The 4489-nt window shown below is 74.2% G+C and carries 3 protein-coding genes and 1 pseudogene; all 4 read left to right on the top strand.

All coding sequences use genetic code 11. The features are described from left to right. Positions 1 to 578, top strand: a pseudogene (locus ACFU99_RS34420) (phosphotriesterase); the annotation flags it as partial. A 1-nt stretch (position 579) separates the two neighbouring features. Next, on the top strand, positions 580 to 1713 hold the full coding sequence (locus tag ACFU99_RS34415) for an aminotransferase class V-fold PLP-dependent enzyme (RefSeq protein ID WP_384399747.1): 1134 nt from the start codon (positions 580 to 582) through the stop codon (positions 1711 to 1713). 2 nt (positions 1714 to 1715) lie between these two features. Beyond that, positions 1716 to 2879, top strand: a complete 1164-nt coding sequence (locus ACFU99_RS34410; protein WP_384399744.1) for an alanine racemase — start codon at positions 1716 to 1718, stop codon at positions 2877 to 2879. 86 nt (positions 2880 to 2965) lie between these two features. Continuing rightward, a complete protein-coding gene (locus tag ACFU99_RS34405; protein WP_384399741.1) occupies positions 2966 to 4186 on the top strand; it encodes a phosphopentomutase in 1221 nt (406 codons plus the stop codon). Positions 4187 to 4489: the final 303 nt, after the last annotated feature.

The following is a 4489-nucleotide window of genomic DNA, read 5'->3' as shown; positions in this document are numbered from 1 at the left end:
AGATCGAGAACGGGTTCGGCGCGAGCGGCATACGGCCGGGGCTCATCGGCGAGGTCGGCAGCCACGGCGACCGCCCGAGCCCCGCCGAGACCCGCACCCTGCTCGCCTCCGCTCGCGCGGCCGTCGCCACGGGCCTGTCCCTGGCCACCCACGCGCAGCTCGGCCACGGCGGGCTCGCCCAGGTGGAGCTGCTGACGGGCGCCGGGCTGCCCGCCCACCGGATCTGCGTCGGCCACCAGGACCTGCTCGACGATCCGGCCGTCCACCGCGAACTGGCGGCGGCCGGGGCGTATGTCGCCTTCGACACGGTGGGCAAGGAGAGCTACCAGAGCGACGACACGCGGCTGCGGCTGCTGCTCGCGCTGGTGGAGGCCGGGCACGCCGACCGCGTACTGCTCAGCTGCGACATCTCCCGCCACGGCTATCTGGAGAGCGAGGGCGGCCAGGGCTACGGGCACCTGTTCCGCTCCTTCCTCCCCAAGGCGCGGGCCGCCGGGCTCGACGACGACCTGATCGACCTGATGACACGGCGCAACCCGGTGCGCTTCCTGACCGGCTCGACCACGGAGGAGTTCTGAGATGAGCGCAGCACTGCCGCGGACCTTCCCGCTGGCGACGGTCCCGCTGGACGACGCCGTCGCCAGGCAGTTCCGGCTGATCGAATGCACCGCCCGGCACTTCGAGGGGCAGCAGCTCTTCGCGGCCGACGCGGGCGTCGTGCCGGGCCTCGGCCGGCCGCGCACCACCGCGAAGACGGAGGCGGTCCTCGCCGACTTCTTCGGGGCCGAGGACGCCGCGTTCGTCCAGGGCGCCGGCACCGGCGCGATCCGCGCCGCGCTCAGCGCGGCCGTCAGCGCGGGCGACCCGCTGCTGATCCACCGTGCTCCCGTCTACCGCACCACCGAAGTCACCCTGCGCGGACTCGGGGTGGAGACCGTGGAGGCCGACTTCAACGACTCCGCGGCGCTGGCCGAGGCGCTGGCCTCCGGCCGCTTCCGGTGGGCCTATGTGCAGCACACCCGGCAGCGGCTCGGCGACTCCTACGATCCGGGCGAGGTGCTGGCCGTCTGCCGCGCCGCCGGGGTGCGCACCATCGTGGACGACAACTACGCGGTCATGCGGGTTCCCGAGAGCGGCGTGGAGCTGGGCGCCGACGCCTCCTGCTTCTCGCTCTTCAAGCTGCACGGCCCGGAGGGCGTCGGCATCGTGGTGGGCGCCCGCGACCTCGTCGAGAAGGTGCGGGCCGACAACTATTCCGGCGGCGGCCAGGTCCAGGGCCACCAGGCGCTGGACGCCCTCAGAGCCCTCACCCACGTGCCCGTGATGTGGTCCGTGCAGTCGGGAGTCGGGGCCGAGGTCGCCGAGCGGCTGGCCGCGGGCGAGGTGGAAGGCGTGGCGGAGGTCCGTATCGCCAACGCGCAGGACCGCTGCCTGCTCGTCCGCCTCGACCGGCCCGTCGCCCGCGACCTGCCCGCGGCCGCCGCGCGGCACGGCGCGGCCCCGTACCCCGTCGGCTCCAACTCCCGCTACGAAGTGGCCCCGCTCTTCTACCGGATGTCCAGCTCGTCCCTCGACGACGCCCCGGAGCTGGCCGACTGGACGGTGCGCGTCAACCCGATGCGGGCCGGCGCGGACCTGGTGATCGACATCCTCCGCCGTGCCCTGCGGGACATCCCGCGCGACGGGCACCACTCACGCGAACTCAAGGACTGACCGTGTTCCTCGACACCGTCCTCACCCGCAACCCCCAACTGGCCGACGCCGCGGCGGCGTTGCACGACTCCGGGGAGATCCCGCCCAACACGTACGTGGTCGACCTCGACGCCGTCGAGGCCAATGCCGCGATGCTGGCCGCCGAGGCCGAGCGCGTCGGCCTCGGCCTGTGGTTCGTGGTCAAGCAGATCGGCCGCAACCCCGAGCTGATCCGCGCCATCGCCCGGCACATCCCGAAGTTCGCGGCCATCGAGCCGCCCGAGGCCCGCGTGCTGCACGCCGCCGGGGCGCAGGCCGGCAACCTCGGCCACCTCGCGCAGATCCCGCGCCGCGCCCTGCCGGAGATGCTCGCCTGGCGCCCCGAGACCGTCACGGTGTACGACCTCGCCAACGCCCGCGCCGTCTCCGACGCCGCCGAGGGGCTCGGCTTCGTACAGGACATCCTGATCCGGCTGGAGGGCGCCGAGGGCTCCGTCTACCCCGGTCAGGAAGGCGGTGTTCCGCTCGACGGGCTGGACGCCTTCGCGGCGCAGGCGGAGCGGCTGCCGGGCGTGCGGATCGCGGGCGTCACCGCGTTCCCCTGCGTCCTGTGCGACCCGGCGGACTCCCGTCCCCGCCCCACGCCCAACTTCGAGCTGGCCCTCAAGGCCCGGCAGGTCCTCGCCGCCCGCGGCCACGCGGACCTGGCGCTCAGCGCGCCGAGCGCCACCTCCATGGCCACGCTGCCGATGCTCGCCGAGCTCGGCGCCACGCACGGCGAGCCGGGCCACTCCCTCACCGGCACCACACCGCTGCACGCCGTGGACCCGCACCAGCCGGAGATCCCCGCGTACGTGTACGTCAGCGAGGTCGCCCACACCCTCGCCGACGGGCGGCCCGCCCTGTTCGGCGGCGGCTTCTACGCGCGTTCCGGGGTCAAGGACGCCCTGCTGCCCCGCACCGGGGTCCGGCTGCCCGTACAGGAGGCGCCCGCCGAGAACATCGACTACTACCGCCTGCTGGAGGCCCCCGCGCCCGGTCAGGACGTCCGGGTCGGCGACACCGCCGTCCTCGCCTTCCGCACGCAGATCTTCGTCACCCGCAGCACCGTCGCGGTCGTCTCCGGCCTGTCCTCCGGGGCGCCGAAGCTGACCGGCCTGTACGACCCCTTGGGCCGCGCCTACTGAAAGGCACCGGCCTGAGAGGCACCTCACCGAAGGGCACCGAGGCACCGAGGCACCGAGAGGCACCGAGCGTTCTGAAAGGCACTGACATGAGCAAGACCGTCATCGTCGTCATCGACGGATTCGGCATCGGCGCGATGCCCGACGCGGGCGCGCTGCGCCCCGGCGACATCGCCGCCGACACCTGCGGCCACATCCTCGACCACTGCCGCAAGGAGCTGGAGCGCCCGCTGCGGCTGCCGGCCCTCGGCGCGCTCGGCCTCGGCCTGGTCCACCGGCACCCGGACCTCTCGCGCACCACCGAGCTGCCGGTCGCCGTCGGCCGCGCCGCCCTCGGCTACCCCGGCGCGGACACCTACGCGGGCCACCAGACGATGATGGGCGCCGACTTCAGCAAGGTCACCGTGGCGCGGCTCGGCGAACACCTAGACGAGGTCCGGGCCGCGCTGGAGGCGGCGGGTCACCGGGTGGCGGAGCTGAACGGCAGGCCGCTGCTCGTCGTCGACGGGTGCGTCCTCGTCCACGACAACCTGGAGGCCGACCCCGGCATCAACTGGAACGCCTCCGGAAGCCTCGACGACTTCCCCTTCGACCACATCCTGTCCATCGCCCGGACGGTCCGCACCGTCGCGCCCGTGGCCCGCGTCATCGCGGTGGGCGGCCACGCCGACGGACCGCTGCCCGGCTTCGTACGGGACGGCGAGAACGGCACGTACGGGCTCGACACCCCGGCCACCGGCTTCTACCGCAACGGCGGGCTCGAAGTGCAGCACCTGGGCGCGCCGCTGGACCACGCCCGGCAGCTGCCCGACCTGGCCGCCCGCGCGGGCGTCCCGGTCACCCTGGTGGGCAAGGCCGCCGACATCCTCGCCTGCGACGCGGCCGTGCGCCGCCCGGCGGTGCCCACGGCCGACGTGCTCGCCCACACCCTGGACGCCGTACGGACGCCGGGCCCCGGCCTGGTCGTCGCCAACGTCCAGGAGACGGACCTGGCGGGGCACCAGCAGGACGTACTGCGCTACGGCGAGGTCCTGGAGCAGCTCGACGCGGGCCTGGCCGAGCTGATCGCGCTGCTCGACGCCCCCGGCGACCGCCTCGTCGTCACCGGCGACCACGGCAACGACCCCACCATCGGGCACGCCTTCCACACCCGCGAGTACGTGCCCGTCCTCATCCACCGCCCCGAAGCGACGGGCCTGGAGTTCCTCCCGGACGCCGCCTCGCTCGCGGACGTGGGCGCCACCGCGGCGCTCTCCCTGGGCCTGAGCCCCTCGGGCCTCGCGAACGGCGCGCCCATACGCGCCGCGTAGCGCAGCCGGCAAGGCACGACACGGCACGGCACGGCACGGCACTTAAAGCGAATCCCCCGCCCCTGCTCGGGGGGCGGGGGCGGGGACGGGGGGGGAGAACGCTATGAAAGCCGCGCGACGCCGCTCACTTGTCCGACGGCGGGAGCATGTCCCGGAACTCCTTGGGGAGTTCGAACGAGCCCGCGTCCTGACCGGCCCCAGGAAGGCCGAACGCGCCGCCCTGCTGGCCGGGCTGACCGCCCTGGGCCGCCGCCTCGCGCCGCGCCGCTGCCGCCTGCTCCTCGGCCTTGCGCTTCATCGGGT

It is taken from the genome of Streptomyces sp. NPDC057654 (assembly GCF_042800135.1).
Classification (GTDB): domain Bacteria; phylum Actinomycetota; class Actinomycetes; order Streptomycetales; family Streptomycetaceae; genus Streptomyces.
The sequence above is the reverse complement of the archived record's forward strand: the minus strand, read 5'-3'. Positions and strand labels throughout refer to the sequence as shown.